Here is a 26637-nt window from a genome sequence, read left to right as displayed (position 1 = left end):
TCTTCGTTCGTCCAGGACGAATTCACGGTGGTGAAAACACCACACGCAACGTATGCGCACCGGCGGGATCAGCCCAGGAGTTCGTTCAACGCGTGGAAGTACGGCGGTGCGGCTGCGGTCCCGCCGAACGCGCCGTGGCCGCAGTTGCCGAGGTGGACCGGCGGCCCCGGGCACAGCTCACCCGGCTCGGACCCGTCGGCGAAGACCAGCGACGACACCGCGTACGGCCCGCTGCCGCCGACGAAGGCCACCGACTCGCTCGTCTGTGTCGTACCCGTCTTGCCGATGCCCGGCCGGGTCCACCGCGCGTTGCGCGCGGCCTGCGCGGACGTGCCGATCGTCGTGTCCTTGCCGAGCCCCGCCACGATCGTCCTCGCCACGTCCGGTGTCACCGCCTGCGAGCAGGCCTCCCGGTGCAGGGCCACGTCGTGGCCGAAGCGGTCCGTCAGGGACTGGACCGGGTCCGGCGGGCACCACGTGCCGTCCGACATCAGCGTCGCCGACACGTTCGCCAGCTCCAGCGGGCTCACCGGGCTGTTGCCGAGCGTGAACGACGGCTTGTCCAGGAAGTACTGCGACTGCGGCTGGTTGAGCTGGGTGTCGTCCGATGAGGTGTCCGGTGCCTTGCCCTCGTCGTTGGACTTCATCGTCGTCCGCAGGCCCAGCCTGCTCGCCATGTCGAGCACCGCGGGCATGCCCACCCTGGTCTCCAGGCCGACGAACGCGGTGTTCGGCGACGTGGCCAGGCCGTCCGCGAGGGTGATCGGATCGGGATAGTCGCCGTCGTTGTGCACGGTGTAGCACTTCCGGCCGGACAGCGCGAAGCATCCCGTCGACGGGTTGGGCAGCTGCGTGTCCAGTTCGGCCTTGCCCGACTCGACCGCCGCGGCCGAGGTGAAGATCTTGAACACCGAGCCCGCGCCGAACGGGTCGGACACCTCGGACACGATGTTGCTCGACGTCTGCCCCTGCCCCGCGTCCGTGCCGAGGTTCCGGTTCGCGACCATGGCGAGGACCTCGTGCCTGTCCGACCCCGGCGAGACGATCGCCATCGTGTTGGCCACACCGTCCTGTGTGGTCGGCACGTTCGCGTTCACCGCGTCCTTCGCGGCCTGGCTCACGGTCGGGTCCAGTGTCGTGCGGACCGTGTACCCGCCGGTCGCGAGCTGGTCCGACGACAGCCCGGCCGCCGAGGTCAGGTAGGTGAGGGCGTACTGGCACAGGAAACCCGCGTCCGGCGCGGCGCCCGCACACGTGCTCGCCGGCACGTTCGGGCCGCCGGGCACCACCCCGAGCGGCGTCTGCTTGGTCTCGTCCGCGGTGTGCCGGTCGACGGACCCGGTGCCCGCCATGGCGTCGAGCACCTGGTTGCGCCGTTTCAGCGCGGCTTCGGGGTGGTTGTAGGGGTCGAAGAGCGTCGGGTTGTTGACCATGCCGGCCAGCAGCGCGGCCTGCTGCAGGTTCAGCTTGTCGACTGACACCCCGAAGTACGCCTGCGCTGCTGCCGCCGCCCCGTAGACGCGGCCGGTGAACTCCACGACGTTCAGGTAGTCGGTGAGGATGTCGTCCTTGTCCGTCGACTGGTCCAGCTCGATCGCCGAGCGTGCCTCGCGGATCTTGCGGGTCAGCGTGTCGGCGCGGTCGGCCTGCTGGGCCGCGGGGTCGTTCCGGTCGACCACATTGATCAGGTAGTTCTTCACGAGCTGCTGGGTGATCGTCGAGCCGCCCTGGGTCGGACCGCCGTCGATGTCGTTCACCAGCGCACGCAGCACGGCCGTGGGGTCGACGCCGTGCTCGGTGTAGAAGTGCCGGTCCTCGATGGAGATGATCGCGGCCTTCAGGGTGTCCGGCACCTGTTTCGCCGACAGCGGCAGCCGGTACTGGTCGAACACCGTGGCGATCGGGGCGCCGTTGCGGTCCGTGACCGTGGTCACCAACGGCGTCTCACCGTCGAGCGAGGTCGGCGAGATGCTGGCGGCGGTGGCGGCGACCCGCCCCGCCGCCAGCCCGCTCCCGACCACGAACGGCGCCATCAGTGCGGCGACCAGGACCCCGGCCAGCAGGCACCCCCCGACCAACCGCACGATTCCACGCATGTGCCACCCCTCGTCGCCCCGCGCTCCCGTCGGCCACGATTCACCGCGAACCTGAGGGCAGCCTGAGACGGCGCTGAGGGAACCCGGGGAAAGTCAGAGCACGCGGCCGAGCGCCGCGTAACCGAGCAGACGCGCGGGTGAGGACTCGTGCTGCGTCCACATCGGGTCGCCGTCCGAGGACCGCTCCGGGCGCCACCTGTGCAGCGGCACCAGCCCCGGCTCGACCAACTCGGTGCCCGCGAACCAGGCCGCGATCTCCTCCTTGGTGCGCGGGTAGACGCGCTCGTCGGCCATCTCGTAGAGCTTCAGCAGTCCGGCGAGCTGCTCGGCGGTCCTCGGGTCGGCCTCGTCCCGGCTCATGGTCGAGATCGCGAGGTAGCTGCCCGGCGCGCAGGCGTCGCGGTAGGCGGCGACCAGCCCGGCGGGGTCGTACTCGTCGCCGATGAACAGCAACAGCCCCGCGCACAGCAGGCCGACCGGCTGGCTGAAGTCGATGAGCCGCCGGGTCTCCTCGTGCTCGAGGACGGCCTTCGCGTCGCGGACGTCGGCCCACACGACCGCCGCGTTGTCGTTGTCGCGCAACAGCTCGAAGCTGTGGTGCACGGCGACGGCCTCGTAGTCGACGTAGACGACTCGGGTGTCGGGGTGGCGGCGCTGCGCGATCTCGTGCACGTTGCCGACGGTCGGGATGCCGGAGCCGAGGTCGAGGTACTGGCGGATGCCCTGTGCCATGAGGAAGTCCACCGCACGGCGCAGCCAGGCCCGGTTGATCCCGGCGACGTGCTTCACCCAGGGGGCTACCTGCTCGACCTGCCCGGCGAGTGCCCGGTCCGACTCGAAGTTGTGCGAGCCGCCCAGGTAGTAGTCGTACATGCGGGCGGCGTTGGGCTTCTCGAGGTCCAGGTCGCGGACGTTGGTCGGCGGCTGCGGTCTCATGACGGGAGAGCTCCGTTTCGGCGGGGGTTCGGGCGGCCCAGAGCTTACGGTCGCGACGTCACCCGCCTGTGTTACACCCCGTGGTGGAGACGACACGTATCGGCGGAGGGTAGACACCCGCGCCCGTGTTCGACAGGGTGGATCTTGTCATGGAGTGACGGGGCGACTGCGCCCCGTGTTCTGGGGAGGTCCCATGGTGGAGCTGACTCGGCGGGACGTACTGCGGAGTGCCGGTGTGCTGGCCGGCGCCACGGCCCTGACCGGCACGGCCGCGGCAGCCGAGGCCACCGCCGACGGCGGGGTGGCGGTCAGCCAGGGCACCAACATCGCCGCGCACCTCTCCCCCGACGGCCGGACGGTGGCGTTCGACCTGGTCACGGCGATCTGGACGGTGGCGGTCACCGGCGGCCGGGCACGCAGGCTGACCGGCGACGACACCGACGCGACGCAGCCCTCGTGGTCGCCGGACGGCCGCAGGCTCGTCTTCCAGGCGTACCGGGACGGCAACTACCACCTGTACACGATCCGCCCCGACGGCTCATCGCTCGAACAGCTGACGACCGGCCCCTACGACCACCGTGAGCCACGCTTCTCGCCCGACGGCACGATGATCGCGTTCGCGTCGGACCGAGGCGGCAGCTACGGCGTCCACACCCTGTCCGCGGCGACGGGTGCGATCACGACGCGCGTCGACACGGCGGCCGACGAGGCGATGCCCGCGTGGTCACCGGATGGCCGCCGCCTCGCCTACACGGTCGACGCCACGGCGGTGGACGTGCTGGACCTGTCCACCGGCGTGATCACGCGTGCGGTGACCGCCCCCGCGGGTGCGTCACTGTTCGGCCCGTCCTTCGCGCCGGACGGCACGCTCGCGTACGTGCGTGTCGCGGGTGCGACGGCGGAGCTGGTGGTGGGCGACCGCGTGGTCAGTGACCGGGGCGAGGACGTGTTCGGCTTCGCGGCGTCGTGGCCGTCCCCCACGACGCTCGTGTACACGGCGGACGGCGTGCCGAAGCGCAGGACCCTGGGCGGGGCGGCGACGGCGGTGGCGTTCACCGCCGAGGTGCCGGTGGTGCCCCGGCAGCACTACCGGCACTCGGTCCGCGACCTCGACTCGACGAAGGAGCAGCGGGCACTGGGCATCGCGTCCCCGGTGGCGTCCCGCGACGGCACGAAGGTGGCGTTCCGGGCACTGAACGCGTTGTGGCTGCTGAAGATCGGCGACCCACGTCCCGTGCGGCTGGTGGCGGACGGCTACTTCAACTCCGACCCGGACTTCACCCCGGACGGCCGCGCGATCGTGTACGCGTCCGACCGCGCGGGCGACGCGGACCTGTGGCAGCACGATCTGGCGTCGGGGCGCGAGCGGCGCCTGTCCGGCCTGCCGGGCGCGCAGGTGGCGCCACGCCTGTCCCCCGACGGGGGCCGGGTGGCCTACAACGACCAGGACGGCGTGACGTGGGTGCTGGACCTGGCGAGCGGCACGCCGACGCAGGTGACGCCGTCGCTGTTCATGCCGGGGCGGCCGACGTGGTCGCCGGACGGCCGGACGGTGGCGCTGGCGGCGGTGAAGCCGTACTCGAGGCGCTTCCGCGAGGGGACGAGCCAGATCCTGTCGGTGGACCTGGCGTCCGGCGCCCTGACCTACACCGAACCGATGCCGCACGCGTCGCTGGCCACCCGCGGTGACGACGGCCCGGCGTGGTCCCCGGACGGGAAGTACCTGGCGTTCGTGGTGGAGTCGTGCGCGTGGGTGGTCCCGGTGAGCCCGACGGGCGCGTTCACCGGCCCGGCCCGCCAGGTGACGACCGAGGTGACGGACTCGCTGTCGTGGCTGGGCGCGGACCGGTTGCTGTACCTGCACAACGGCACCCTGCGCTCGGTGAGCGTCGACGGAGGCAGGCCGAAGGACATCCCGCTGACGCTGCACTGGCGCCCGACAGAGGTCCACGAGCACGAGGTGATCCGGGCGGGCGCCCTGTGGGACGGCCGGGCCCAACGTCTACGCGAGTCGGTGGACATCGTGGTGGACAAGGGAAAGATCGTCGACGTGCTGAGGGCGGGCGGCAGGCGGTACACGGTGGACGCCCGAACGTCGACGGTGATGCCGGGCCTGGTCGACGCCCACGTGCACTGGCACCTGAGGGGGCGTCAGTGGGGCGACCGGCAGGGCAGGCTGTGGTTGACGTACGGCATCACGACGACCCGTTCGCCCGGTGACCCGGCGTACCAGTTCGTGGAGACGAGGGAGGCGCTGGAGTCGGGTGCGCGGGTGGGCCCACGGTACTTCGGCACAGGCGAGGCGATCGACGGTTCGCGCGTGTACTACAACTTCATGCGCCCGACCAGGTCGGTGGCGCAGCTGGGGTTGGAGCTGGCACGGGCGAAGGCGCTGGGCTACGACATGGTGAAGACGTACGTGCGCCTGCCGGTGGCGTACCAGAGGCGAGTGGTGGCGGCGGCGCACCGGGCGGGCATGCCGCTGTCGTCGCACTACCTGTACCCGGCAGAGCACATCGGCATGGACGGCATGGAGCACACGGGCGCGACGAACCGCCTGGGCTACTCGCACACGGTGTCGAGGCTGGGCCGGGCGTACGAGGACGCGGTGACGCTGTTCGTGAGGTCGGGCATGTCGCTGACCCCGACACTGTTCAACTCGGCGGCGATGTACGCGTTCGACCGCGCGCTGGTGGAGGACGAGCGAACGAGAACCCTGTATCCCGCGTGGGAGTACGCGGCACTGGTGACAAAGGCGGACGCCGCCCAGACCCCGGCGAACGAGCCGGCGCTGGCCATGCTGGCGGCGAACGTGGACATGGTGCTGAGGATCCACCGAGCGGGCGGCTACGTGATCTCCGGGACGGACGCCCCACTGGACAACCCCGCGGTGTCCCTGCACACGAACCTCCGCGCGAAGGTCCACTTCGGCTTCACCCCGTACGAGGCCCTGACGACGGCGACCACGAACCCGGCCCGGTGGCTGGGCCAGTCGGGCAACCTGGGCGAGGTGCGCCGGGGCGCGCAGGCCGATCTGTCGTTCGTGACCGGCAACCCACTGGCGGACATCAACGCGGCGGCGGCGGTGGACCGCGTGATGGTGAAGGGCAGACTGCACACGGTCGACGACCTGCTGACCCCGTTCAGAACGCCGGTGGCGGCGGCAACGCCCGCACTGGCGACGACATCAGTCCCGGCGACGCACGAACACGACCCCGAGTACTGGTGGCACGAACCGGAGCGGGCACACCGTTACTGCTGCTGACGACAGGTAGTCACCTGCCTCCTTTCCCCCGGAACATCGCTCGGGGAAATCACGCCTGTCGTATGCTCAGCTACCGAGCGTTCCGAACCCCTTCGGAACCCCGGGGGAGCCGACATGACCAACCGCGACGACATCGAGGCCCGACTGGGCGACATGTTCACCGGCCACACCACCGAGCCGACGTCAACCGGTGGTGGCAGCTTCACCTACTTCGAGCCGGACCTGCGCACCATCATCAAGAACTGGCTCGAGCTGGCGGACAGCTATCACGATTCGCTGTACAACTCGGGTTACATGTCACGGATCCGGCCACCGGCTGAGGACTTCGCCAGCCGTGCACACACCTCCTCGGCCAACCGGTCAGGCGAGTCGTACGGGCGATATCTGGAACACAATCGTGACTATTGCCGACAGCAGGCGCAGTTGTTTCAGAACGCGCTCGACGACTATCTGGGCGTCGAGCACACCAACGTCACTGACATCACCAAGGCCACGGCCCCCCAGGGCCCACAACCCGGGGTTTGAGCCATGCAAATCCGGCCTTTGGTAGCCGTGGCGAGCTTGCTCGCGCTCGCAGTCGTTGCCGGATGCACGACGACGAGCAAGGGCGATCCCCTGCCGATCCCGTCCACCGAGAAAACGGCTTCGGATTCGGCGCCCCCCTCGTCTGACAACGGGGATGAGGAACTCCCGTTCGCCGGGGCACCGAAGGTTGAGAATCCGCTGGACACCTCCCGATACGAGCGGGACCCCTGCCGATCACTGACCGCCGACCAGGCAGAGTCGCTCAACCTGCCCCGAGTGGGAACGATCGATGACAAAATTCCTCTCAGCATTGGCTGCGTCTGGCTCAACGAGGAAACTCGCGGCAAGGTCAGAATCGTCTTCATTGTCGACGATCCGCGAGGACTGAGCCCGGAGTACGACGCCAACAACCGAGGTGAGTACGAACTCTTCGAGGAGCTACCTGACATCGAGGGATACCCGGCGATAGTCCGCGGAATCGACGACCGGGCCAAGGGCAATTGCGTCGTTATCGTAGGGGTGGCCGACGACATGGCATTCGCGACCGAGCTGTCCCTGTCGACGGCGAATGTCGGACAGAAAGATCCATGCAAGACCGCCTCCGACATCGCGGGGATGGCGTTGCAGACGATGAAGGGGGCGTGACCGTGGGCGAGTTCACCAAGCACGGAATATCGCCTCACGAGATCTACGAGTACATGACGAACGGGCGCGGCACCGGGATGCTCGACGACGCGCAGTACGCCACCCGGTCCGAGTGGGAGCTGGAAAAAGATCGAGCGGCGATGATCCGCAAGCAGGGAGAGCTGATCCGAGATGGATGGCAGGGAGCGGCCAGCGAGAGCGCGTTCGGCGCGGCGCAGCCACTCGCCGAGTCCGCGATCCACGGTGCCGACCTGCTGAGCCGAGCCGAGGATCTGCTCGACCGGCAGAGCGGGTCATTCCACCGAGCGGCCAACAGCGTGGTCCCAGTCCCACCCGAACCGCCCAAGATGGACATCTTCGACCGAATGGCGCCGTTCGCCGACTACGAGGAGCAGGTCAGCGCCTACCAGGCCGACGCCCACCACAACCTCGAGGTCTACCGCGGCTACGACCACGCCAGCCAGTACAACGAGACCGAGATGCCCGCCGAGTACAGGACCGTCAACCACTCCGGCGACACGGTAGCCGTGACCGGCGAGGACACCGACGACTACATCCACGTCCCGGATGGGCAGCCCCGCAACGGCGACGACCCGCCCCCACGAAGCGGCGGACCCGGCCCCCGAGGCGGCGGCGAACCCCGACCGTTCGGGACCCCCGACCTCGGGAACGAACCCCCCGTACAGCCGACACCATGGCACCAACCCGGCCTGACCAGCCCAAACGACTTCTCCCCCTCGGGCAGGACCCCGGGACCGTTGGTACCCGCGCCGGATGCCCCAAGGGTCGGCGGAGGCGGTCCCGAACTACCCGTCGCACGTTTCGGCACCCTGGGAAGCACCCCTGATCCGGGGGCTCGCGGTGGCGCCTACCGCGGCCCCGGCGAAGGTGGACCAGGCCCCGGTGGACGCGATACCGGACCGGGACCAGCCGGGCGCAACCCCCTCGCGCCCGGCGCTGGCGCACTGGCCGCCGAGGAAGCGGCCCTCAGGCGAGGCGCTGCGGCAGCCATGGCGCGAGGAACCGGCCCCGGCATGATGGGTGGCGCACCCGTAGGCGGCCGAGGCCGCGACGACAAGGACGAAGAACACCAGCGGAAGGTCCTCATCGAGGAGGACTCCGAGGGAATGTTCGGCAGTGATGTGCTCACCGCACCCCAGGTGATCGGTGACGACGAGTACGAGGACGACTGATGACCCACCCCGACGACGTCATCGCCGGTTTCGAGGAACGCCTGGCCGAGACCACCCGCACAGCCGAACAGGTCAGGACCGGCCTCGCCGCGCTCAGGGCCACCGCCCGTTCGGCCGACGGGAAGGTCGCCGTCACCGTCGACTCGGGTGGGAACCTCGTCGACCTGCGGCTGCCCGACCCCGAACTGGCCGCGCTCATCGTCAACACCGTGCGGCAGGCGCAGAGCCAACTGGCCGACGCCGCCCGTGCCACGATGCCCGCGCTCGCCGGTAGCGACATCATGGCCGAGCTCGACGCCCAGTACCGCGCCGCCTACCCGGCACCGCCCCCGGTCCAGCAGCACCTGCGGCGATCGATGCGGCTCGGCGCCCAGGAGGAACGGCAGGCACCGAAACGAACCCGGCCCCCGCGCCCCGACGACGACACCGAGTTCGGCGACCGCACCCTGCTGCGCTGAGGAGGCACCCATGACCGTGGAGATCGACGTCCGCGAGCTGCGGGCGCACCAGGGCCGCGTCGCCGACGTCGCCGACCGGATCGACGCCGCACACCGGGCGGCCGGCGCGCCCGTCGGCCGGGACGCCTTCGGCATCTTCGGTTACTTCCTCGCCATCGAGTGCGCCGACGCGGCCGCCGAAGGGCTCGACATGCTCGGCGCCGCCCACGAGGCCGCCGACGACCACCGCGTCAGGGTCGGCGTGTGGGCCGGCGACGTGGACGCCAACGAAAGCGACATCACCGACATGTTCTCCACCTCGCCGGAGCTGCGCGATGCCGGACGGTAACCCGGTCGCCGACGCCGCCGCGGCACGCGCCGAACGCTCGTCGCTCGAGGGGTTCGGCCTGGCCAAGGACGCCTACGACCTGTGCGCGAAGGTCTCCAGCGGCGACTGGACCGCGGGCCTCGTCTCGGCCGGTTCCCTCGCCTTCGAGGTCAGGGACCTCCTCGCCGACCCGCTCGCGAAGCTCGTCAGCCTCGGGCTCGGCTGGGTCATCGAGCTGTTCGGGCCCCTGCGCTGGGTGCTCGACCAGCTGACCGGCGACCAGCAGCAGCTCAACCTGGTCGTCGAGACCTGGTCCGGCGTCGCCGCCGAGATGACCAAGTCCGCCGACGACCTGCACGACCACTACACGAGGGACTCCGCGAGCTGGTCGGGGCCGGCGGTGACCCAGTACCGGCTGTTCTGCGCCAACCAGGTCGAGCTGTACCGGGCAGGGGCCGCCGCGGCCCAGTCCGTGTCCGTCAACGCCCGGATGTCCGGTCTCCTGCTGACCATGGTGCGCGAGATCGTCCGCGGGCTGATCACCGACGCCGTCGGCAAGGCCGTCAGCATCCTCTGCCGCAACCCGCCACCCGTGACGCCCGCCGCCGTGCCGGAGATCACGCAGACGATCACCGCGACCGGCAACAAGATCGTCCAGTGGCTGCGCAAACTGAAGGCCGCCTTCGAGAACGCCCAGCGACTGCTGCGGCGGAGCGTGGGCATCTTCCGCGCGGTGAAGACCACGGTGGGGATGGCCGGCACCTATGGAGACCGGGCGTTCAGCACCGGGATGTTGACCGCCCTCGGCGAAGAGATCGGGATCCTCGCCAAGGGCGCGCTGAAACAGGCCGTGAAGGAGATACCGGGAGAACTGGGACAGACCGTCGGCCTCGAGAGCGGCAAGGCCGCGGCGGGTGCCGCCACCCCACCAGGACCGCCCGAACCGGTCGACCAGGACAAACTGTAGGGGGCGCTGTGTGGGGATTCCCACGACCGAAGCCGAGACCGAGACCTCCCGTGCTCGTCGGTGGCACTCTGGAGGGTGTCTCTGAACTTCTGTTGGGCTGGTTGACGCGCATGCAAGATCTCATCACCACTCGGCGGGCGGCGAGCCCCGAGGAATTCGCGGCCATCGACGAGCAGATGGATCGTCTGTGCGAGGAAGCGGCCGCGAACATCGCAGGCGAGCGGCCCGGAGAGCTCAGCAAACCCCTGCGGCGGATGAAGCAACTGACGTTCGACGAGATGATCGAAATGCGGGACAAGGCCAAGCGTGTCGACCGCTGAGGAGTACCGGCGCTTCGGTGTGCTCGAGACCCGCGCCACCTCACCGTGCTACGAGGAGTGGTCGCTGGGCGTCGCGGACGACGTCGAGCTGATCGCCCTGCTCGACGAGCTGCCCGAGCCCAAACGCCAGCCCAACCTCCTGTTCGCCGCCGCCCGCTACCTCGGTGTCCCGGCCGGCCCCTTCGCAGGCTTCCGGCGGGCGGTCCTCGAACGGTGGCCCGAGGTCGCGGCCGTCATGCTCGCCAAGCGGACGCAGACCAACGAGCCCGGCCGGTGCGCGGTCCTGCTCCCCCTGCTCGCCGCGCTCCCCCAGCCGCTGGCACTCCTCGAGGTCGGCGCCTCCGCGGGCCTGTGCCTGTTCCCGGACCGCTACAGCTACCGCTACCCCGGCCGCGACCAGCTCGACCCCGCCGACGGCCCCAGCCCGGCGGTCCTCGAATGCGAGACCACCGGCCCGGTGCCGTTCCCGACGAAGGTCCCCGAGATCGCCTGGCGTGCCGGCATCGACCTCAACCCGCTCGACGTCGGCGACCCCGACACCGTCCGTTGGCTCGAGACGCTGATCTGGCCAGAGCACGACTACCGCCGCACGCGTCTCGCCGCCGCCATCGGGATCGTCAGGGAGCACCCGCCGCTCATCGTCGCCGGTGACCTCAACGAGCAGCTCACGGCCGTCGCCGCCACCGCGCCCGAGGACGCGACGCTGGTCGTCTTCCACAGCGCGGTCCTCCCCTACCTCAGCGCCGACGAGCGCGAGAGGTTCATCGCCACCGTCAAGGGCCTCGACGCGCACTGGATCGCCAACGAGGGCATGGGCGTGGTCCTCGCCGACGCGCCGCCGTCGCCGGAACCGGACAAGGCGCTGTTCCTGGTCACGCACAACGGCGAGCCCGTCGCGTACGCGGCCGGTCACGGTCAGTCCCTGCACTGGCTGGCGCGCTAGACCCTCACCTACTTGACCACGCGGGACCACCGCCCTATGGTTCTGCCATTCATAGGACATCCCATGTCCTATGTCGTCCGATGACGTACGCGTGTTCAGGAGGTGCGGGTGTCGAAAACTCCGCCCGGGTCCGGTCCGTCCTTCAGCCGTCGGGACATGTTGCGCTTCACCGGTTTCGCCGGGGTCGCGGCCGCCTTCTCGTCCAGTCTCGCCGCTTGTGGCGGTCCGGCGTCCACAAACGCCACAGGCAGCACGGTCGACTCGATCACCGCGGTGATCGGGTACGGCAACAACCAGACCTGGGACCCGCTGCAGACCGCGTCGGCCTTCTCGATGGCCGCGATCCTGCACAGCTACGAGTCCCTTGTGGAGGGTGACGCCATCACCCGCGAGTCCTACGCGGGCCTCGCCAAGGAGCTGCCGAAGGACGTGACCGGCACGTCCTTCGAGATCGAGCTGCGTGCCGGCGCCACGTGGCACGACGGAGAGCCCGTCACCGCGGACGACGTCGTGTTCACGTTCACCCGCGCGCTCGACCCCAAGGAGAACGTCCTGGTCCGTACCTTCCTGGTGCCGTGGCTGACGGAGGTCAGGAAGGTCGACGACGCGAAGGTCGAGTTCGTGCTCAGCAAGCCGTTCCCGTATGTCCTGGAACGGCTCCAGACCGTCAAGATCTGCCCCAGGCACGTCTTCGACGGCAGGTGGGCCGACGCGATCGCGGGCAAGGCCGTCGGCTCCGGCCCGTACAAGGTGGTCGAGCAGGCGCCGTTGTCGTTCACCCGCTTCGAGAAGTTCGACGACTACAACGGCCCGCGTCCCGCCGTGTACAAGAAGATGCTGTGGAACTCGATCGTCGAGGCCGCGCCGCGCGTCGCGAAGATCTCCGGTGCCAGGCCTGCCGCGCAGATCGCCGAGAACATCCCGCCTGCCAACGCGGAGCAGCTGCAGAAGGACGGTCGCACGGTCCAGTTCGCGGACGGCGGCAACAACCTGTGGCTGATGTTCAACACCACGCACGCGCCGTTCGACAACAAGCTGGTGCGCCAGGCACTCCACCTCGCGGTCGACCGCGAGAAGATGCTCAAGGTGGGCCTGAAGGGCAAGGGCTCGGTCGGCACGTCGTTCATCAACCCGAAGCTGCCGGAGTCCCAGCCGGCGGCCAACGCCCTGGCCTACGACCCCGACAAGGCGAAGGACCTGCTGGCGCAGGCCGGTGTCACGAACCTCTCGGTGACGCTGTCCACGACGAACACCACGCTGGTGGCCGACTGCGTGAACGTCATCAAGGAGGGTTGGGACGCGATCGGCGTCACGACCACTCTGGACAGCCAGGACACCAAGGCGTTGTTCTCCAAGCTCGACAGCGGTTTCGACTTCCAGGCCGTCGCCACGACGCAGAACGCGCAGCAGTTCGGCAACGACCCCGACCTGCAGGTGCGTTACTACTACACGGGTGCCGGCGTGGCCACCAAGTACGCCAGGTGGTCCGGCCCCGACCAGCAGAAGCTGACGTCACTGCTGGACGAGGCTGCCTCGGAGACCGACGCAGGCAAGCGGGACAAGACCACCAAGAAGGTGCTCGACCTGCTCGCCGACCAGGCCGTCGTGTACCCGCTGGTGTTCACGCAGCTGGGCACGGCCTGGGACCCGAAGACCATCGGCGGGGTCCGGGCGCAGGGCTACCCGGGTCTCAACGTCAACCAGGCGAAGCCGGGGAGCGGGGCGTGATCGGAGCGCACCGCGGGCAGCACGCCGGCGAGCACCGTCACCGAGCGGGTGAGGGGACGGTGCCCGCCGGTGTGAGCGAAGCTCGCGGAGCGAACCAGAGACACCCGGGATGGCGCGCCACCTGCGGCTCGATGCACGAGTGGGACTCTCACACCGGTTCATGCGGCCACGAGTGGGACTCTCGTAAGGGTCCGGGGAGCAGAACGGACGCTCCGCTCGTTGCCATGTTGATAGCGTCGGGCAGGGCGGGCGAGGGGGCCTCGTGATCATCCTGCGGATGCTGCTCGGGCGTGTGCTCTCGCTGGTGCCGCTGCTGCTCGGCGTGACGCTGTTCGTGTTCGTCGTGATGCGGTTCTCGCCGGTGGACCCGGCGATCGCCGCACTCGGGGACAGCAACCCCACGGAGGCACAGCTCGACCAGTTCCGCAGCGAGAACGGGCTGCTCGACCCGTGGCCGGTCCAGTACGGACGATTCGTGTGGCAGCTGCTGCACGGTGACTTCGGGACCAGCGTCATCACCAAGCAGTCGGTGGGCGCCACCATCTCGACGGCACTGCCGCTGACCATCCAGCTCACGCTGATGGGCCTCGTCATCGCGGTCGTGTTCGGGCTGCTGTTCGGCGTCGTGTCGGCGATCTTCCGGGACCGGTGGCCCGACCAGGTGATCCGGATCGTGTCGCTCGCGGGGGTGGCGGCTCCGGCGTTCTGGATCGCGCTGCTGCTCGTGCAGTGGCTGGCCGTCGGGCAGGGGCTCTTCCCCACCAGCGGCTATATCAGCCCGCAGGACTCGTTCGGCGGCTGGCTGAACTCGATGACACTGCCTGCGATCGCGCTCGCGGCACCGGTCGCCGCGCAGCTGACCCGGATCATCCGCACGTCCATGGTGGAGGAGCTGGACAAGGACTACGTGCGCACGGCGAGGGGCGGCGGCCTGCCGCCCGTCGTGGTGGTCGGCCGCAACGTGCTGCGGAACGCCCTGGTCAACCCGCTCACCGTGCTCGGCCTGCGGGTCGGCTTCCTCCTCGGCGGCGCGGTGGTCATCGAGACGATGTTCGCCCTGCCCGGCATGGGGCAGAACATGATCCAGGCCGTCAAGGACGGTGACACGGCGAAGGTGCAGGGCTTCGTGATCACGATCGCCGCGATCTTCGTGCTGGTCAACCTAGTTGTCGACATCCTCTACGTGATCGCGAACCCACGGCTGAGGAGCCGCTCGTGATGCGCCCCGGACTGACCGGGCGGCTGAGCAGGGGCGCCCGGTTCCAGAGGCTGCGCCTGCCGTCCTGGGTGGCGCTTGGCGTGCTCGTGCTGCTGGTCCTCGCTGCCGCACTCGCGCCGCTGGTCACCAACCACGACCCGTACCTCACCGGCGACAGCGTCGCGGGGCCGGGCGGGAGCTTCTGGTTCGGCACCGACTCCTCCGGCCGCGACATCTACACCCGCCTGATCTACGGCGCCCGCTGGTCGCTCGCCGTCGGCCTCGGCGCGGTCGCGATCGCCCTGGTGGCGGGTGCGGTGGTCGGCGCCGTCGCGGCCACCTCGAACCGCCGGGTCGGCGAGGCGATCATGCGGGTCCTCGACGTCGTCATGGCGTTCCCCGGCATCGCGCTCGCGGCCGTGCTGGTCGCGGTGTTCGGGCGGGGTCTCCCGGTGCTGATCCTCGCGATCGGCTTCCTCTACACACCACCGATCGCTCGTGTCGTGCGCGCCAACGTCCTTGCCCAGTACGGCGAGGACTACGTCGACGCCGAGCGGATCATCGGCGCCAAGCGGCGTTACATCCTGACCAGGCACGTCGCGGTCAACTGCGCCGCGCCGATCCTGGTGTTCTGCACGGTGATGGTGGCGGACGCGATCGTGTTCGAGGCGTCGCTGTCGTTCGTGGGCGCCGGTATCCAGCCACCCGACCCGTCCTGGGGCGCGGTGTTGTCCGACGGCAAGGACCTGGTGCTCACCGGCGGCTGGTGGGCGACGCTGTTCCCCGGCCTGTTGATCCTGATCACGGTGCTGGCACTGAACATCCTGTCCGAGGGCATCTCCGACGCGTGGGCCACACCGTCGGCACGCCGCGCGAAGGCGGGCAGGGAGGCGAGGAAGGCCGCCGCGGCACCCGCCGAGAAGCCGGCCGAGCCGGTGCTGCCGATCGCGGGCCTGCGTGAGACGGGTGAGCGGCTCGCGGCCAACGCACGCGATCTCGACGACAGGCCGAGTGTGCTGGACGTCGAGCACCTGGCGATCTCCTTCAGGGACCGGCACAACGGTGTCCGGGTGGTCGACGACGTGTCGTTCTCGGTGCGGGCTGGCGAGGTGCTCGGTCTGATCGGCGAGTCCGGCTGCGGCAAGACGATCACCGCGCTGTCGATCATGGGTCTGCTGCCGGAGACGGCCCGGGTCTCGGGTCAGATCCGCTTCGCGCAACGGGATCTGCTCGCCCTGAGGACCCGCGAGCGGCGACGCTACCTGGGCAACGACCTGGCGATGGTCTACCAGGACGCGCTCAGCTCGCTCAACCCGGCGATGACGATCCGCGCGCAGCTCAGGCAGTTCACGAGGCGCGGCGGCACCCGCACCCCGGCCGAGCTGCTCGAACTGGTGAACCTCGACCCGCAGCGGACGCTGCGGTCCTACCCGCACGAGCTGTCCGGCGGGCAGCGGCAGCGGGTGCTGATCGCGATGGCGTTGTCCCGCAGCCCCAGGCTGATCGTCGCCGACGAGCCGACCACCGCGCTCGACGTGACGGTGCAGGCGCAGATCATGACGTTGCTGCTGCGCCTGCAGGAGGAGCTGGGGTTCGCGTTGGTCCTGGTGTCGCACGACCTCGCGCTCGTGTCCGAAGTGGCCGATCGTGTCGTGGTCATGTATGGCGGGCAGGTCGCGGAGACGGGTGCGATCGCCCGGGTGGTCGGCGAGCCACGCCACCACTACACGCGTGGGCTGCTGTCGGCCGTGTTGTCGTTGGAGGAGAACCAGGCGCGGCTCACCCAGATCAAGGGTGTCGTGCCTTCCCCCGCCGATTTCTCGCCCGGCTGCCGGTTCTCCGACCGCTGCCCGGCCGCTCAGGCGATCTGCCACGAGAAGGCGCCCGCACACACCGGCGATCCCGACCATGCCTTCGCCTGCCACTTTCCCGCGGAACAGCCGGTGGTGAGTCATGAGTCTGCTTGAGCTGGACGGTGTGCATGTCGTGCACCAGGTGAGGGCGCGTCGGATCTTCGGGCATGACGACGTGTACGCGCTCACCGACGCGCACCTGAGGCTGGACCCGGGTGAGACTGTCGGCGTTGTCGGCGAGTCCGGGTGCGGAAAGTCCACTTTGGCCAGGGTGATCGTCGGCTTGCAGCAACCCACGCAGGGCACCGTGCGGTACGGCGGCGAGTCGTTGTGGGGCATGAGCACGACGCAGCGGGCCGAGCGGTTCGGCCGTGACGTCGGCATGATCTTCCAGGACCCGACGACCGCGCTGAACCGGCGCCTCTCGATCGCGAAGATCATCCGCGATCCACTCGACGTGCACCGGGTGGGCACGTCCGACGAGCGTGACGAGCGGGTCCGTGAGCTGATGTCGTTGGTGGGCCTGCCGGACAGCGTCGCCGACGCGGTGCCCGGCCAGCTTTCGGGCGGCCAGCGGCAACGCGTCGCGATCGCCCGCGCGCTGGCGTTGCGCCCGAAGCTCCTCGTCGCCGACGAGCCGACCTCCGCACTGGACGTCTCGGTGCGTGCCCAGATCCTCAACCTGCTCATCGACCTGCGGGAGCGGCTCGGTCTCGCGATGGTGTTCGTGTCGCACGACATCCAGACCGTCCGCAGGATGAGCGACCGGATCATCACGATGTACCTCGGCAGGATCGTCGAGGCGGCGCCGGCATCGGCTGTGCCGGCGAGCACGCACCACCCCTACATGCGTGCGTTGTTCTCAGCCACCCCGAGCCTCCGGCACGCCGTGGCGCCGATCGTCCTGTCCGGACCGGTGCCGTCGGCGACGAACCCGCCGAGTGGCTGCAACTTCCGTACCAGGTGCTGGAAGGCGACCGAGGAGTGTGCGGCAGAGCTGCCGCCGCTCACCACGGCAGGCGCGGGCCACACCTATCGCTGCATTCACCCCGAGTCGTAGAGGACGTGGTCGTGAAAGCGTTACTGGCAGGACTGTTGTCCGTTGTGGTGGCGGCCGGGCTCACCCAGTCCGCCGCCGCCGAGCCGGCACCGGCCCCACCGCCCACCCTTGACCAGCAGGTGCTGTTCAAGGCCGCGAATGAGCAGGGCTACGCCTGCTTCCGCATCCCGGCGATCGTCAGGAGCAAGAAGGGCACCCTGCTGGCGTTCGCCGAGGGCCGCGTGAACGACTGCGGCGACACCGGGGACATCGACCTCGTGGTCAAGCGCTCCACGGACGGTGGCCGCACGTGGTCGCCGCTGCGGCTGGTCAACGAGGGCGGCGGCGACACGCACGGCAACCCCGTGCCGATCGTCGACCAGACGACCGGTCGCATCATCCTGGTCAGCACCTACAACAAGGGTCGCACCGACGACAAGGCGTGTGACACGCCGTGCCCACGCTTCCCGCACGTGCAGTACAGCGACGACGACGGCGTCACCTGGTCCGCGCCGGTCGACACGAGTACGCAGATGAAGCTGCCCGAGTGGGACTGGTGGGTCGCCACCGGTCCCGTGCACGGCATCCAGCTGACCAGGGGGCGTCACGCGGGTCGGCTCGTGTTCGGCATCAGCGGTGAGGTCAGCGACGGCACCGCGTCCTACCGCAACGACGGCGCGCTCGTGTACAGCGACGACCACGGCCGCAGCTGGCACGTCGGCGCGAACGGGAGGACGAGGTTCCCGCAGGGTGGCACGTTCACCCAGAAGCCGCAGGAGATCACGGTCACCGAGCTGGCGGACGGTTCGGTGTACGCGAACGCCCGCGAGCAGGGCGGCACGTCGGTCGGCAACCGCACGTACGCGATCAGCAGGGACGGCGGGAACACCTTCAGTACACAGTGGACGTCGATTCCCGACCTGGTGACGCCGACCGTGCAGGGTGCGGTGTTGCGCCTCGACCGCCCCGGCCCCGACCGGATGCTGTTCTCGTCCCCGTCCGACACCGACCGCAGGCGCTGGATGATGATCCGCTCGTCCTACGACGGCGGCCGCGGCTTCGAGGCGGCCGAGCAGGGCACGCGGATCACCTCGGACTGGTCCGGTTACTCGGATCTCGTGCAGATCAGCTCGTCACGCGTGCGCGACGCCGAGATCGGCCTGCTGTACGAGGGTGGTCCGGTCGACGCACGCGACGAGATCCGGTTCGCCCGCTTCACCGAGGACTACCTGGGCGGCAGGAAGCCGGTCGGCCCGACCACGCCGGACACGTCGAAGTCGCACGCCGACGCGTACGTGCTGGGTGGTCCGCAGCAGGTCGCAGGGAAGTTCGGGACCGCGCTCGACCTCGACGGAGCCGACGACTACCTGCGGGTGCCGTACGACTCGGCGCAGCTGCCCGGCGACGGCGACCTCACCTACACGGCGTGGTTCCGTTACGGCGCCCAGACGGGCCAGCAGGCGTTGCTGTGGGTGGGTGGCATGAACACCGCGCCACAGCTGTGGTTGCGTGGTGAACCCGCCGGCAACCGCCTGGTGGCGCTGATGACGACCGCGCAGGGCACGTCGCAGATCACCACCACCTCGGCGTACGCGGACAACCAGTGGCACCACGTGGCGTTGCAGCGGGCGGATGGCCGGCTGACGCTGTGGGTCGACGGCGTGCAGGCGGCGTCCGGGCCCGCGGTGGCCGGGTCGATCAGCGAGCGCGTGGCGTGGCAGGTCCATCTCGGTGAGCGTCAGGACTACCTGCAGCGGTGGGACGGCTCGCTCGACGAGGTGCGCCTGTACCGCCGGGCTCTGTCCACTTCGGAGCTTGACCGGATTCGACAGTCCAATGTGGACATTCGTGACGGGGAGGTACTTCGGTTGCCGCTCGACTCCGTGCGGTCGTTGCCGGGCCAGGGCTGCACCTCGGTGCCGTTCGTGTCCGGCACGCAGGGTTACAACACCTTCCGTATCCCGGCCGTGGTTCGTGCGAAGGACGGCACGGTGCTGGCGTTCGCGGAAGGCCGGGTCGAGTCCGCCGGTGACACCGGCGCGATCCGGGTCGTGCAACGCCGTTCTTCCGACGGCGGCTGCACGTGGGGTCCGATGACCGTGGTGTCGGACAACGGCGACGCGACGGCCGGTAACCCCGCGCCCGTCGTGTCGCCGGACGGCACCGTCGTGTTGCTGACCACGCGCAACGGGCGGGTCACCGAGAAGGAGATCATGTCCGGCACGGCGTCCGCGCAGGACAGCCGCCGGGTGTACGTGCAGCGCAGCACCGACGGGGGCCGTTCGTGGTCGAGGGAGAAGGAGATCACGAACGTCGCGAAGAAGGCCGACTGGCGCTGGTACGCCACGGGGCCGGGTCACGCGATCGTGTTGCGGAGCGGGCGGATCGTCGTGCCTGCGAACCATTCCTCGGCGCCGCCCGCCGGTTCGACGGACGTGGGCACGGAGGCGAAGTACTACGGCGGCCACGACCTGATCAGTGACGACGGTGGCCGTACGTGGCGGATCGGCTTCACCGAGGACCGGACGGCCACGGTCGTGGCGGCGAACGAGACGACCGCGGCGCAGCTGCCCGACGGGCGGGTGTACTTCAACAGCCGCAACCAGGGCACGGGCGCCAACCGGGTGGACGCGTACAGCACGGACGGCGGCCGGTCGCTGGCCGCGCCGTACGCGCCGCAGGCGGGGCTGTCGGTCCCGAAGGTGGAGGGCAGCCTGCTGCAGACGGTGCGGCCGGATCTGTTGTTGTTCGCCGGCCCGTCGGACCCGGCGGCCCGTAGGGCTTTGGCGATCCGGGCGAGCGGGGACGGCGGCCGGACGTGGCGGCAGACCCTGCTGGTGTCCGACGCGCCCGCGGCCTACTCCGACCTGGTGCAGCTGTCCGGGTCCACTGTCGGCCTGCTGTACGAGACCGGGGTGAGCGGCTCGTCCGAGACGATCACGTTCCGCCAGCTGCCGATGCGGGACGTGGACTGACTCGGATGGGCAACCACCACGCCTCTGCCGGCGAGCCGCTCCTGCTCCGTGAGCGGCTCGCCGGTGAGGGCGTCGGTCGCCCCGACCGGGACGGGTACCACTACCTCGGTCTCGTTGTGGTTCGGCAGGAACAGCCACTGTCCACGTTGGACGCGCTCGACGCAGGCCGGTACGGCCGGCACCTCGACTCCCGCGTCGGCGAGGGCTCGGGCCATGACCTGCGCGAGTGCCGCGTCGTTCGGGCGGGTGCCCAGGTAGGTGGCCACGCCGTCGCCGAACGTGTGTCTCGTGATTGCCGGTCGGCCGTCCAGGGCGCCGTCGGTGAACGTGTCCAGGACCGCGGCGCCCTCGGTGGTGATCCACTCGGACCACAGCGCGCCGACCGCGCCGGAGCCGAGTGCGACCGTGCCGTCGGCAGGCAGTGGCCAGAACTCCTCCACCAGCAGGCCCAGCATCTCACGGAACGGTCCGGGATAGCCGCCGAGGTGCACTCGCTCACTGCTGTCCACGATCCCCGAGAAGTACGACATGACCAGGTGCCCACCGCCACGCACGTACTCGACCAGCCGGGCGGCCACGTCGACGTCCACCGCGTACAGGTTCGGTACCACGACCAGCTTGTAACGCGTCAGGTCCGCGGTCGGCGCCACCACGTCCACCGCCACGTTCGCGTTCCACAGTGGACGGTAGTGCGCGAGGTTGGTCTCCTCCAGCGAGAGGTCCGACGCCGGCAGTGCGGCACCCTGCAGCGCCCAACGGCTCGACCAGTCCGTCACCAGCGCGACATGAGCGTCCACATCGGTCCCCAGCAACGGTTCCAGCTTCGCCAGCTCCGCGCCGAGCGCCGCGGTCTCCCTGAACGTCCTGGTGTCGGCCCCTCCGTGCGGCACGATCGCCGAGTGGAAGCGTTCCGCACCACCCCGGGACTGGCGCCACTGGAAGTACATCACCGCGTCCGCGCCACGTGCCACGGCCTGGTAGCTCCACAGCCGCATCTCACCCGGCGCCTTGGGCGCGTTGCATTCCCGCCAGTTCACCGCGCTCGGCGCCTGCTCCAGCAGCAGCCAGGGCCTGCCGTGCAGCGAACGCGACCAGTCGTACGAGAACGCCGCCTGGATTACGGTATCGCGGTCGTGCGGGTCCGGGTAGGAGTCGTAGGACACGACGTCCAGGTGCCGTGCCCAGTCGGCCACGTCGACGCGGTGCCAGGCGCCGACGAAGTTCGTCGTGACCGGTACGTCCGGTGTGACCCGGCGCAGGATCTCCTTCTCCACGAGGTAGCAGTCGAGCAGTGCGCGGGAGGAGAACCGTCTGAAGTCCGGCACCTGCGCGGGGTTGCGGAAGGTCGGCGCGCTCCGGGGCGGCAGCACCTCGGCGAGGTCGCCGTAGCGTTGGGACCAGAACGTGGTGGACCACGCGTCGTTCAGCGCGGTCACCTCCCCGTACCGGTCGGTGAGCCAGTCGCGGAACGCCGCCGCCGACACGTCGCAGAAGCACTCGGGCACGTGGCAGCCGTACTCGTTGTTGACGTGCCACATGGCGAGCGCCGGATGGTCTGCGTAACGGACCGCGAGTGCCTCGACCAGGCGGGCGGCGTGCTCGCGGTAGACGGGGCTGGACGGGCAGTAGTGCTGGCGGGCCCCCGGCCACAGCACGGTCCCGTCCGCGAGACGCGGCAGGGTCTCGGGGTGCGCGTGGGCGAGCCACGGCGGCGGGGACGCGGTCATGGTGGCGAGACAGGCGCCGATCCCGTTCGCGGACAGCAGGTCCATGACCCGGTCGAGCCACGAGAAGTCGTACGAGCCCGGCGTGGGCTCGGTGGCCGCCCAGCCGAAGATGCCGACCGAGACCATGGTGACGCCCGCGGTCCTCATCAGCGTGACGTCCTCGTCCCACACCGCCTCCGGCCACTGCTCGGGGTTGTAGTCGGCCCCGGCCCCGAACCCCCCGAGGCGGTGCCGCACTACTGACTCCACGACGATTCCCACTCTCGCAACCGAAGACATAGGACATAGGACGTAGGATGTCGGGCGCGACCGTATGACGAACCGCCTCTCATCCGCAAGGGAGATGCCTTGACACAGCTCGACGGCGGCGTGGTGCCACCCGTGTGCACACCCCTGACCCCGGAACGTGAGCTCGACGTGCCGTCCCTGGAACGGCTCTCGGCGTTCCTGATCGAGAACGGCATGCACGGGTTGTTCGTCACCGGCTCGACCGGTGAGGTCGCCTACCTGCCGGACGAGACCCGCTACCGGGCCCTCGAGGTCGTGGCAGGCGTCGCGGCCGGACAGGTGCCGGTGCTCGCCGGGATCATCGACACGACCACCCCGCGCGTCGTCGAGCACGCGAAGGCCGCCAAGGCCGCGGGCGCGGACGCGCTCGTGGCGACCGCCCCCTTCTACGCCCCGACGCACCCGGTGGAGTTCCCCGGCCACTTCCGCGCCATCCGCGCCGCGGTGGACCTGCCGCTCATCGCCTACGACATCCCGGTGTCGGTCGGCCAGAAGCTGCCGACCGACGTCGTGCTGGCGCTCGCCGAGGACGGCACGATCGACGCGGTCAAGGACTCCAGCGGCGACCTCGACGGCCTGCGCGCGCTGATCGAGGACCCGGTGCCGGTGCGGGTGTTCTCCGGCTCGGAAGTGCTGGCCGACGTGGGCCTGTTCCTCGGGGCGCACGGCCTGGTGCCCGGCCTCGGCAACGTCGACCCGGCAGGCTACCGGCGCCTCTACGACGCGGCGAAACGCGGCGACTGGGCGACGGCCGCGACCGAACAGACGCGGCTGCGCACGCTGTTCAGGCTGATCAACGTGGGCGACGGCCGGATGGGCCGCTACTCCTCCGCGATCGGCGCGTTCAAGGAGGGACTCGTGGCACGCGGTGTCATCGCGAACGGCACGACCAGCACGCCGATGATCCCGTTGGACGACACGGAACGCGGCGCCGTGCGAAGCCGTCTGGCCGAGGCCGGCCTCCTCTAAGGTTGGCCCGTTGGGAGGTCCCCCGTGACAGAGCAGCAGACACCCGCGCCGATGAACCGCGTGGCCACGAGGATGAGCAGGGCGATCCGGGACGAGATCACCGGGCTGATCCTCAACCGAGGGCTGCGTTCCGGTGATCCGCTGCCGACGGAGACCGAGCTGGTCGAGGCGCTCGGCGTCAGCAGGAACTCGATCCGCGAGGCGCTGAAGGCGTTGCAGGCGCTGGACATCGTGGAGATCCGGCACGGCTACGGCACCTACGTCGGCAGGCTGTCGCTCGACCCGCTCGCCGACGGCCTGACCTTCCGCGCACTGCACGACATCGGCCGCGACCTCCGCTCGATGGAGGAGATCCTCGAGGTCCGCGAGGCGCTGGAGGCCGCGCTGATCCGCCGGGTGGCCGCGACCGTGCCGGAGGAGGACCTCGCGGCCCTCGACGAGGTCACCAGGCGGATGGCCGAGCGGGCCAGGGCGGGCGCCACCTTCGCCGACGAGGACCGCGAGTTCCACGAGATCCTCTACCGGTCGCTCAACAACGCCCTGGTCACACAGCTGCTGAGGGCCTTCTGGGACGTCTTCCACCGGGTCAACCACCGCCTCGGCGTCACCGACCCCAACCCCGCCCAGACGGTCCGCAGGCACCGGGCCATCGTGACCGCGCTGCGCAAGCACGACGTGGCCAAGGCCGAACACGCGATGGTCGAGCACTTCCGCAACCTGGACGCCCGAATCGAGCAGATCCGGGCGACCTGACCGGCGCGGCCGTGACCACGCGGTCAGGACCGGCCTCACCGGGGGCAGGGACCGAGGTCGATGCCGGTGATGGTCTGCCCGGCGGTCACGTCGGGCGACCCCGCGGAGGCGAGGTCCGTGCCGCCGCCGCTCAGCTGGGTATCGCCGCTCGCCGGTGTCGCGTCAGCCCGTGGCCCCGGCTGTGGACGAGCGAGGGCCGCCTCCCGGCGCGGGGAGACGGCCCTCGGTCCGGTCGACTACAGGCTGATCTTCCAGCTGTCGATGTAGCCGGTGTCCTGTGTGGCCGCGTCGCGGACGCGGAGGTTCCACGTGCCGTTGGCGGTCTCGCTGGACAGGTTCTTCGTGAAGGTCTGGTCCACGTTGTCGGCGCTGCCGCCGCTGCGGTTGAGCAGGTTGTAGACCGTGCCGTCCGGGGCGACGAGGTCGACGACCAGGTCACCTCGGTAGGTGTGGACGATGTGCACCTCGACGGCGGCGCTGGCCGAGGCGGCACCCGACGCGCCGGACACCGTGATCGGGCTCGAGACCGTCGAGTTGTCGGGAATCGTCACGTCGGTGGTGCTCTCGAAGGTGCGGCCGGGTGGCGGCGGCGTGGTGCCGCCGAGGTTCGCCGCCGCGGCGGCGATGGCCGACGCGAACGCGCTCACCTGCGAGTACACGCCCGGGTTCTGCGGGCGGGCACAGCCGATGCCCCAGCTGACGATGCCGACCTGGATCCAGGCGTTGTTGTTGTCGCGGCGGAACATGGGGCCACCGGAGTCGCCCTGGCAGGTGTCGACGCCGCCGCTGCTCCAGTTGCCCGCGCAGATCTCCTCGCTCGGCACCAGGTCGCTGTAGGCCTGCTGGCACTGCGAGTCGGTGACGAACGGGACGGTCGCCTTGAGCAGGTAACGCTGCTGACCGCCGCCCTCGGTGGCCGCGCCCCAGCCGGCGACGGTGAACGTGCCGGTGTCGAAGGCGGTGCTCGTGGCGATCGGCAGGGTGGCCTGGTTCGTGATCGGCGAGTTCAGCTTGATCAGCGCCCAGTCGTCACCGCTCGGGTTGTTGTAGCCCGGTGCGCGGTAGACGTAGGTGGACGTGCGGGTGATGCGGTTCGCGTCCTGCAGGTCCACGGCCCCGGCGGTCACGCCGATGCTCGTGTTGTTGCCGGTCGCGCCGACGCAGTGGGCCGCGGTGAGCACGATGTCCTGGGTGTACAGGGCGCCGCCGCAGCCCATGGACAGGCGGACCATGAACGGGAACTCGCCCTGAGCGGCGCGGGTGCCGCCGACGACCTGAGGTTGCACGTCGTCGCCTGGCGCCGGTGGCGGGGCGGCCAGCGCCTGGCCGGCCGCCGCGCCGAGCACAGCGACCGCGCCGATGGTGACCAGCGCGGCTCTGCGCAGGGCGGATCTGAGTGGTGTTGTCACGAGTAGGTCCTTTCGACGTCCGGGTCTCGGACAGCAGGGGTCGAGAAAGGCGGAAACACGCGTTGACCACTGGCTGTGGCCGGTCAGCGATCTTCCGTGTCTGATTCCACCCGGTCGGGGTGCTGACCACAAGACTGCAATCTGGCCAACTACCGTTCCTCCGACCGGGACAACGAGCCGTGGAGGCACCGATGGCACGCGTGGTGGTAACGGGCGGGAGCGGCAAGCTGGGCCGTGCGGTGGTCGCCGACCTGCTGGCACACGGCTGGGAGGTGCACAACCTGGACCTGGTGGCGCCCGCGGCGCCGGTGTGCCCGCACCTTCGCGTCGACCTGACCGACTACGGCCAGGTCGTGGAGGCCCTGACGGGTGTCGACGACCGCTACCGGGGCGTGGACGCGGTCGTGCACCTGGCCGCGATCCCGGCCCCCGGCCTGACGGCGAACGCGGCGACGTTCGCGAACAACGTGCCCTCGACCTACAACGTGTTCGCCGCCGCGCGGCTCGCCGGCATCACGAACGTGGTGTGGGCGTCGAGCGAGACGGTGCTGGGGCTCCCGTTCGGGACCCCGCCGCCCTACGTGCCGGTCGACGAGGAGTACGCGGGCCGCCCGGAGTCGACGTACTCGCTCGGCAAGCTCCTCGACGAGACGATGGCCGCCCAGTTCTGCCGCTGGGACCCGACGCTGAAGATCATCGGCCTGCGGTTCTCGAACGTGATGGACCCGCAGGACTACGAGAGGTTCCCGGACTACGACGCGGACGCGCGGTCGCGGAGCTGGAACCTGTGGTCCTACATCGACGCCCGCGACGGCTCCCAGGCCGTGCGCCTCGCGCTGGCCTACGACGAGCCGGGCTTCGAGGTGTTCGTCATCGCGAACGCCGACACGGTCATGACGCGCCCCAACCACGAGCTGCTGGCCGAGGTCTACCCGGACGTCCCGCACAAACGGGAGTTCGGCCCGAACGAAACCCTCCTGTCGATCGACAAGGCGCGCCGCCTGCTCGGCTACGACCCGGCCCACTCCTGGCGTTAGGCCCGC

22 protein-coding genes and 1 pseudogene are annotated in these 26637 nt (G+C 69.9%); 18 read left to right on the top strand and 5 right to left on the bottom strand.

Going from position 1 to position 26637, the window contains the following annotated elements:
- Positions 1-68: 68 nt before the first annotated feature.
- Together CLV71_RS24180 and CLV71_RS24175 are read right to left on the bottom strand one after the other, a co-directional pair.
- On the bottom strand, positions 69-2096 hold the full coding sequence (locus tag CLV71_RS24180; RefSeq protein ID WP_133905142.1) for a transglycosylase domain-containing protein: 2028 nt from the start codon (positions 2094-2096) through the stop codon (positions 69-71).
- A gap of 93 nt (positions 2097-2189) precedes the next feature.
- Positions 2190-3032 carry an SAM-dependent methyltransferase gene (locus CLV71_RS24175; RefSeq protein ID WP_133905141.1) on the bottom strand — a complete coding sequence of 281 codons (843 nt, stop codon included), beginning with the start codon at positions 3030-3032 and terminating at the stop codon, positions 2190-2192.
- 193 nt (positions 3033-3225) lie between these two features.
- Between CLV71_RS24175 and CLV71_RS24170 the strand changes: the two genes are divergently transcribed.
- The 14 genes from CLV71_RS24170 (at position 3226) to CLV71_RS50460 (ending at position 20448) form a co-directional block, all read left to right on the top strand.
- Positions 3226-6297, top strand: coding sequence for an amidohydrolase family protein (locus CLV71_RS24170; RefSeq protein ID WP_133905140.1), 3072 nt, complete (start codon positions 3226-3228; stop codon positions 6295-6297).
- Positions 6298-6411: 114 nt separating this feature from the next.
- A complete protein-coding gene (locus CLV71_RS24165) occupies positions 6412-6822 on the top strand; it encodes a hypothetical protein (RefSeq protein WP_133905139.1) in 411 nt (136 codons plus the stop codon).
- 27 nt (positions 6823-6849) lie between these two features.
- Entirely contained in the window at positions 6850-7467 is a 618-nt protein-coding gene (locus tag CLV71_RS24160) for a DUF3558 domain-containing protein (protein ID WP_166664235.1), read from the top strand.
- Positions 7464-8660, top strand: coding sequence for a hypothetical protein (locus CLV71_RS24155; RefSeq protein ID WP_133905137.1), 1197 nt, complete (start codon positions 7464-7466; stop codon positions 8658-8660). Before CLV71_RS24160 ends, CLV71_RS24155 begins: the two co-directional genes overlap by 4 nt.
- Positions 8660-9118: a YbaB/EbfC family nucleoid-associated protein gene (locus CLV71_RS24150; protein ID WP_133905136.1), complete on the top strand. Its 459-nt coding sequence runs from the start codon at positions 8660-8662 to the stop codon at positions 9116-9118. Before CLV71_RS24155 ends, CLV71_RS24150 begins: the two co-directional genes overlap by 1 nt.
- 10 nt (positions 9119-9128) lie before the next feature.
- Positions 9129-9446: a hypothetical protein gene (locus CLV71_RS24145; protein ID WP_133905135.1), complete on the top strand. Its 318-nt coding sequence runs from the start codon at positions 9129-9131 to the stop codon at positions 9444-9446.
- Positions 9433-10392 (top strand): hypothetical protein, encoded by a 960-nt coding sequence (locus tag CLV71_RS24140; protein ID WP_133905134.1) that lies wholly within the window; start codon positions 9433-9435, stop codon positions 10390-10392. Before CLV71_RS24145 ends, CLV71_RS24140 begins: the two co-directional genes overlap by 14 nt.
- Positions 10393-10502: 110 nt before the next feature.
- Complete coding sequence (locus CLV71_RS24135; RefSeq protein WP_133905133.1) at positions 10503-10712, top strand: hypothetical protein; 210 nt, start codon at positions 10503-10505, stop codon at positions 10710-10712.
- Entirely contained in the window at positions 10699-11655 is a 957-nt protein-coding gene (locus CLV71_RS24130) for a DUF2332 domain-containing protein (protein WP_133905132.1), read from the top strand. The genes CLV71_RS24135 and CLV71_RS24130 overlap by 14 nt, the downstream gene beginning before the upstream one ends.
- A gap of 156 nt (positions 11656-11811) precedes the next feature.
- Positions 11812-13383 (top strand): ABC transporter substrate-binding protein, encoded by a 1572-nt coding sequence (locus CLV71_RS24125; protein ID WP_133905131.1) that lies wholly within the window; start codon positions 11812-11814, stop codon positions 13381-13383.
- Between the two features lie 262 nt (positions 13384-13645).
- Complete coding sequence (locus tag CLV71_RS24120; RefSeq protein WP_243866677.1) at positions 13646-14602, top strand: ABC transporter permease; 957 nt, start codon at positions 13646-13648, stop codon at positions 14600-14602.
- A complete protein-coding gene (locus CLV71_RS24115; RefSeq protein WP_133905328.1) occupies positions 14602-16548 on the top strand; it encodes a dipeptide/oligopeptide/nickel ABC transporter permease/ATP-binding protein in 1947 nt (648 codons plus the stop codon). Before CLV71_RS24120 ends, CLV71_RS24115 begins: the two co-directional genes overlap by 1 nt.
- Positions 16535-17494: an oligopeptide/dipeptide ABC transporter ATP-binding protein gene (locus tag CLV71_RS24110; RefSeq protein WP_133905130.1), complete on the top strand. Its 960-nt coding sequence runs from the start codon at positions 16535-16537 to the stop codon at positions 17492-17494. Before CLV71_RS24115 ends, CLV71_RS24110 begins: the two co-directional genes overlap by 14 nt.
- Positions 17495-17505: 11 nt before the next feature.
- A complete protein-coding gene (locus tag CLV71_RS50460) occupies positions 17506-20448 on the top strand; it encodes an exo-alpha-sialidase (RefSeq protein WP_208297726.1) in 2943 nt (980 codons plus the stop codon).
- Here the strand turns inward: CLV71_RS50460 and CLV71_RS24100 are convergent.
- Positions 20331-22424, bottom strand: a complete 2094-nt coding sequence (locus tag CLV71_RS24100) for a beta-galactosidase (RefSeq protein WP_243866676.1) — start codon at positions 22422-22424, stop codon at positions 20331-20333. The genes CLV71_RS50460 and CLV71_RS24100 overlap by 118 nt on opposite strands.
- Before the next feature lie 99 nt (positions 22425-22523).
- Here CLV71_RS24100 and CLV71_RS24095 point away from each other — a divergent pair, with 99 nt between their 5' ends.
- From CLV71_RS24095 to CLV71_RS24085, 3 genes are read left to right on the top strand one after another with little or no spacing between them, the layout of a single operon-like run.
- Positions 22524-23432, top strand: coding sequence for a dihydrodipicolinate synthase family protein (locus CLV71_RS24095; protein ID WP_208297725.1), 909 nt, complete (start codon positions 22524-22526; stop codon positions 23430-23432).
- 24 nt (positions 23433-23456) lie between these two features.
- The gene (locus tag CLV71_RS24090; RefSeq protein WP_208297724.1) at positions 23457-24185 is read left to right on the top strand and encodes a FadR/GntR family transcriptional regulator; all 729 of its coding nucleotides are present in this window, start codon (positions 23457-23459) and stop codon (positions 24183-24185) included.
- 60 nt (positions 24186-24245) lie between these two features.
- Complete coding sequence (locus tag CLV71_RS24085; RefSeq protein WP_133905126.1) at positions 24246-24452, top strand: hypothetical protein; 207 nt, start codon at positions 24246-24248, stop codon at positions 24450-24452.
- On the opposite strand, the gene CLV71_RS50455 is transcribed toward CLV71_RS24085, so the two are convergent.
- Together CLV71_RS50455 and CLV71_RS24080 are read right to left on the bottom strand one after the other, a co-directional pair.
- On the bottom strand, positions 24422-24649 hold the full coding sequence (locus CLV71_RS50455) for a proprotein convertase P-domain-containing protein (protein ID WP_341771667.1): 228 nt from the start codon (positions 24647-24649) through the stop codon (positions 24422-24424). The two genes, CLV71_RS24085 and CLV71_RS50455, sit on opposite strands and share 31 nt — an antisense overlap.
- A 138-nt stretch (positions 24650-24787) precedes the next feature.
- A pseudogene (locus CLV71_RS24080) lies at positions 24788-25594 on the bottom strand (S1 family peptidase); the annotation flags it as partial.
- A gap of 191 nt (positions 25595-25785) precedes the next feature.
- Here CLV71_RS24080 and CLV71_RS24075 point away from each other — a divergent pair.
- Positions 25786-26631, top strand: a complete 846-nt coding sequence (locus CLV71_RS24075; protein ID WP_133905124.1) for an NAD-dependent epimerase/dehydratase family protein — start codon at positions 25786-25788, stop codon at positions 26629-26631.
- The last annotated feature ends 6 nt before the right edge of the window (positions 26632-26637 follow it).

It is taken from the genome of Actinophytocola oryzae, from assembly GCF_004364325.1.
GTDB lineage: Bacteria > Actinomycetota > Actinomycetes > Mycobacteriales > Pseudonocardiaceae > Actinophytocola > Actinophytocola oryzae.
This window is presented reverse-complemented; position numbering and strand designations above follow the sequence as displayed.

Coding starts and splice junctions, on each gene's coding strand:
- CLV71_RS24135 (WP_133905133.1), top strand. CDS start 10,503: ATGCAAGATCTCATCACCACTCGGCGGGCGGCGAGCCCCGAGGAATTC.
- CLV71_RS24165 (WP_133905139.1), top strand. CDS start 6,412: ATGACCAACCGCGACGACATCGAGGCCCGACTGGGCGACATGTTCACC.
- CLV71_RS24150 (WP_133905136.1), top strand. CDS start 8,660: ATGACCCACCCCGACGACGTCATCGCCGGTTTCGAGGAACGCCTGGCC.
- CLV71_RS24180 (WP_133905142.1), bottom strand. CDS start 2,096: ATGCGTGGAATCGTGCGGTTGGTCGGGGGGTGCCTGCTGGCCGGGGTC.
- CLV71_RS24125 (WP_133905131.1), top strand. CDS start 11,812: ATGTTGCGCTTCACCGGTTTCGCCGGGGTCGCGGCCGCCTTCTCGTCC.
- CLV71_RS24075 (WP_133905124.1), top strand. CDS start 25,786: ATGGCACGCGTGGTGGTAACGGGCGGGAGCGGCAAGCTGGGCCGTGCG.
- CLV71_RS24175 (WP_133905141.1), bottom strand. CDS start 3,032: ATGAGACCGCAGCCGCCGACCAACGTCCGCGACCTGGACCTCGAGAAG.
- CLV71_RS24140 (WP_133905134.1), top strand. CDS start 9,433: ATGCCGGACGGTAACCCGGTCGCCGACGCCGCCGCGGCACGCGCCGAA.
- CLV71_RS24110 (WP_133905130.1), top strand. CDS start 16,535: ATGAGTCTGCTTGAGCTGGACGGTGTGCATGTCGTGCACCAGGTGAGG.
- CLV71_RS24115 (WP_133905328.1), top strand. CDS start 14,602: ATGCGCCCCGGACTGACCGGGCGGCTGAGCAGGGGCGCCCGGTTCCAG.
- CLV71_RS24170 (WP_133905140.1), top strand. CDS start 3,226: ATGGTGGAGCTGACTCGGCGGGACGTACTGCGGAGTGCCGGTGTGCTG.
- CLV71_RS24145 (WP_133905135.1), top strand. CDS start 9,129: ATGACCGTGGAGATCGACGTCCGCGAGCTGCGGGCGCACCAGGGCCGC.
- CLV71_RS24085 (WP_133905126.1), top strand. CDS start 24,246: ATGCCGGTGATGGTCTGCCCGGCGGTCACGTCGGGCGACCCCGCGGAG.